We start from the raw sequence: 4,353 nt of genomic DNA, 5'->3' as shown, positions 1-4,353 counted from the left end.
CCCCTGCTCTACCGACTGAGCTATCCGGGCAACGGGGCGCATTAAACCGTATTCACGTCTGTCAGTCAATCAAATTTCTGGAAACATTGTTCAACCGCTTAATATTGCGGCAATCTGCATGGTTATGCCTGAAGTTTGCACAAATATTTCCGACAGAGGCGACGAAAACAGATAATGCTCGCTTAGGTCAGCGCACCGCCCATTCGGCACTGGGCAAAGCGCAGGATATCTTCAGCCAGGCGGTGTGCCGTTTCGACATCAGCATGGCTACGATTAACCAGCATGCGGCTCAGGCAGCCTTCCAGCACCAGTTCCATCTGTTTGGCGACCATTGCCGGGTCGTCAACTTCCAGCGTCGTCAGCAGCTCATGGGTGAAGTCATGTGCCGCCTTTTTTTGCTGATCGGCTAACTGATGGATCGGATGCCCGGGATCGGGGTAAAACGTACAAGCGGCGATGAACAGACAGCCGGGATAGCGATTATTGCTCACGCATTCGGAGAGCGCGGTGTAGCGCGCCAGTAATTTCTGCTCAGCGCTCAGTGTGTCATCCAGCAAAAGCTGACGCCGCCAGATATCCACCCGCTGGCTGAGGTAGCGTAGCGCATCGTACAGAATGGCCTCTTTATCGGGCCAAAAGCGCTGCAGTTCATCCAGAGGATAATCGATGCGTTCGGCCACCATTTCCAGCGTGGTATTGGCTATCCCTTGCACCTCAAGTAATTTCAGGGCTTCTCCCAGGACATCTTCACGTTGCACGGTATTCTCCTCCGTATTTCCTGTTGCAAGTGTCGCTCACGGTTGGCGATCGCGCAAATGTGCGCTGAAGGTCGCGGCATCCATAAAGCCCGTAACCCGAGCTTCCGGGTGCTCTTTCCCCTCGGCATCAAAGAACAAGATAGTCGGCAAACCTAAAACCTGTAGATGTTTCAGGAGAGCGACATCCTGGGCATTGTTTGCTGTCACATCCGCCTGCAATAGCACCGTGTTGCCTAGCGCTTGCTGAACCTGCGGATTACTGAACGTGTACTTTTCAAATTCCTTACAGGCTACACACCAGTCGGCATACAGATCCAGCATGACTGGCCTGCCTTTAGCTTGCGCCAGTGCTTGATTTAACGCATCTACCGATGCCACCGATGTGAAGTTAAGATGTGCCTGGGTTTGAGCATGTGGCGCGCCGAACGCCCAGTCTTGCAATGGACGTACACTGACAAGCGCTGCGGCTAACAGGACAATCTGCACGATGCGCATCCAGGCGTGCTTTGCCTGCAGGCTGGTGATGAACGCCCAGCCAAAGAACGCGACGCCTAGCAGTGACCATAAGCGAACGCCCCACTCGTCGCCAACGATACGTTCGAGTAAGAAGACGGGAAGCGCCAGAATGACAAAGCCAAAAGCGGTTTTGACATGTTCCATCCATGGGCCACTTTTAGGCAGCAGGCGGTTGCCAAATACGGTAATCAGCATCAGGGGTAATCCCATCCCCAACGCATACAGATACAGTGTGCCGCCTCCCAGCCACATGTTCCCGCTCTGAGCGATATACAGCAAAATCGCGCTTAGCGGGGCCGTTGTGCAAGGAGAACAGATGAGGCCAGCAATCGCCCCCATCGCAAAGACGCTGCCGGGAGAGCCGCCTTGCTGGCGGTTACTCATTAGCGTGAGACGCGTTTGCAGTGATGAAGGCAATTGCAGCGTGAACAAGCCAAACATCGACAGAGCCAGCAGCGTAAAGATGACGGCAAGGCCAATCAAGACGTAGGGATGCTGAAGCGCAGCCTGAAACTGCAAACCGGCGGCTGCAACAACCAAACCCAGCGCGGTATAGGTGAGCGCCATACCTTGAACGTAGATAAACGTCAGCAGCAGTGCCCGTCCGGTTGATAAGCGTTGCTTGCCACCCAGTACGATACCGGAAATCAACGGATACATCGGCAGTACGCAAGGCGTAAACGCGATACCAATTCCGATCAGCAATGCCCACAACGCGGAGAAGGGGAGTTGGGCCGTGGGCTGCGGTTTCTCTTGCGGATCTGCAGTGGCTGGGGCTGGCGCAGAGGCGGCCGCGGAACCAGCAGACACTTCACTTAATGGCACCGTTTTTGTTTCTGGCGGATAGCAAAATCCAGCGTCGGCGCAGCCCTGATATGTGACCGTTAATGTTGCGCCAGACTTAGCCTGATTGACCGTGATCGGGACAGTCAGCTGTTTACGGTAAATCTCACTTTTGCCGTAAAACTCATCTTCATGCCAGACGCCTGGCGGCAATTTTACCTCAGCAATATCGGCCTGAGATGGCGTAATGCTTATCTGTTTGCGATACAGATAGTAGCCATCTTTAACCTGCCATGTGAGGTTCAGATCGTGTTGGTTTTGCTGAAAATCAAAAACAAACGCCCGATCGGCAGGAACAAACTGCGAGCGGCCAGGCGCGTCAAATAATCCGGCAAAGGTAGATGTGCTGCACAGCAGCAGGATCAGCGTAAGGATGCGTTGAGCCATGAGCGGTAATCAAAGTCTCCGTGAGTGACGGGTAAAACCAGAAGTTCAGGTGTTTGATATGGATGATGTGACTTCAGGCAATCGAGAAGGGCTTGCTGGTGTGTGACGGTGGTTTTTAAAATCATCTGGACTTCATATTCCTGTTCCAGTTTGCCTTCCCAATAGTAGAGGGAGGTCGCACCGGGTAGCAGGGTCACGCAAGCAGCCAGCTTTTCCGCCAGCACTTTGGCGGCGAGATCCTGGGCGGTTGCTTCATCCGGGGCGGTACAGAGCACCACAACGGTATCGGGGATGGAAATATCCTGACTCTTTACATCAAGCATAAACACCTCGAAAGAACAGAGTAACCAGCAAAAGAATGGTCACTATACAACGGACGAGGGAAGGATGTTAGTTAAAGCGGGGTGGGGAGGAGGAACTGCAGGGCGCCCAGGCACCCTGCAGGAAAAACTTACAACATGAAGCTGCCCAGCAAGAAGCCGAAGCAGACAGCCAGAACCACACCCAGAGTACCCGGGATGAAGAACGGATGGTTAAAGACGAATTTACCGATGCGAGTTGTACCGGTGTCATCCATCTGAACTGCCGCAACCAGAGTTGGGTAGGTTGGCAGAATGAACAGGCCAGAAACCGCGGCGAAAGACGCAACAGCAGTCAGTGGGGAAACGTTCAGAGCCAGAGCCATCGGCATCAGTGCTTTAGCGGTTGCAGCCTGAGAGTACAGCAGTGCAGAAGCAAAGAAGAAGATGACAGCCAGCAGCCACGGATGACCCTGAATTACGCTACCTGCAGTATCTTTGATCCAGTCAATGTTGTGAGATACGAAGGTATCACCCAGCCATGCAACACCCAGGATACAAATACAGGCGCTCATACCGGCTTTGAAAGTGCTGGAGTTCAGGATGGAGTCAGTTTCAACGCGGCAGATGATCGTGGTCAGCGTCGCGATGCTCAGCATGATGATCAGGATTGCGTTGGTGGTGTTCATCAGCGGCTTAGCGACCAGACCGAGGCTTGGGCTGTTGACGATCGCATATACGACGACACAAACCACGCCCAGCAGGAACAACCAAACGGAGGTTTTCGCGCCAGCTTTGATTTCAACTTGTCTTTCACCGCGCAGTTCAACCAGGCCTTCTTCCAGACGCTTACGATAAATCGGATCGTCAGACAGTTTGGAGTTGAACAGTGCAGTTACCAGGAAGGACATGACCAGAACAGCCAGCAGGGTGGACGGAATGACCACGGACAGCAGGTGAATGTAGCTGATGCCATGACCTTCCATTACGGAAGACATGTAAACCACGGCTGCGGAGATTGGAGAAGCCGTAATCGCAATCTGTGCAGAAACCACTGCAGTAGAGAGCGGACGGCAAGGTTTGATCCCTTGTTCCTTCGCAACTTCGGCGATAACTGGCAGCGTTGCCAGAGAGATGTTGCCGGTACCTGCGAAGATAGTCAGGAAATAGGTCACGATAGGTGCAAGGATCGTGATGTATTTCGGGTTTTTACGCAGCAGTTTTTCAGTTTGATGAACCAGATAGTCCAGACCACCTGCAATCTGCATAGCTGAAATGGCAGCGATAACCGCCATGATGATGGAAATAACATCGAACGGGATATTACCGGGTTTTACGCCGATAGCGGCGAGAACCAGAACACCCAGCCCACCTGCAAATCCAATACCGATACCCCCAAGTCTGGCACCTAAAAAGATTGCCAGCAAAACGATGATAAGTTCTAAAACTATCATATTAGCCTTCCTTGTTGTTTAACAAGTTGATATTAAATTGTTGTTTTTAAGTAACTTCGAGTAAGAAAAAAGGCACGTCATCATGACGTGCCTTCT

4 protein-coding genes are annotated in these 4,353 nt (G+C 52.5%); all 4 read right to left on the bottom strand.

All coding sequences use genetic code 11. The features are described 5' to 3' along the window. Positions 1–182 precede the first annotated feature (182 nt). Positions 183–758, bottom strand: coding sequence for a transcriptional regulator (locus FDW94_RS18335; RefSeq protein WP_008785982.1), 576 nt, complete (start codon positions 756–758; stop codon positions 183–185). A 36-nt stretch (positions 759–794) separates the two neighbouring features. Further along, the gene (locus FDW94_RS18330) at positions 795–2,504 is read right to left on the bottom strand and encodes a protein-disulfide reductase DsbD (protein WP_137378057.1); all 1,710 of its coding nucleotides are present in this window, start codon (positions 2,502–2,504) and stop codon (positions 795–797) included. After that, positions 2,480–2,827, bottom strand: coding sequence for a divalent cation tolerance protein CutA (gene cutA / locus FDW94_RS18325; protein WP_003025447.1), 348 nt, complete (start codon positions 2,825–2,827; stop codon positions 2,480–2,482). The genes FDW94_RS18330 and cutA overlap by 25 nt, the downstream gene beginning before the upstream one ends. Before the next feature lie 128 nt (positions 2,828–2,955). Continuing rightward, entirely contained in the window at positions 2,956–4,257 is a 1,302-nt protein-coding gene (dcuA, locus tag FDW94_RS18320) for an anaerobic C4-dicarboxylate transporter DcuA (protein WP_003830670.1), read from the bottom strand. Positions 4,258–4,353: the final 96 nt, after the last annotated feature.

This window comes from Citrobacter sp. wls757 (genome assembly GCF_005280935.1).
GTDB lineage: Bacteria > Pseudomonadota > Gammaproteobacteria > Enterobacterales > Enterobacteriaceae > Citrobacter > Citrobacter portucalensis.
The sequence above is the reverse complement of the archived record's forward strand: the minus strand, read 5'-3'. Positions and strand labels throughout refer to the sequence as shown.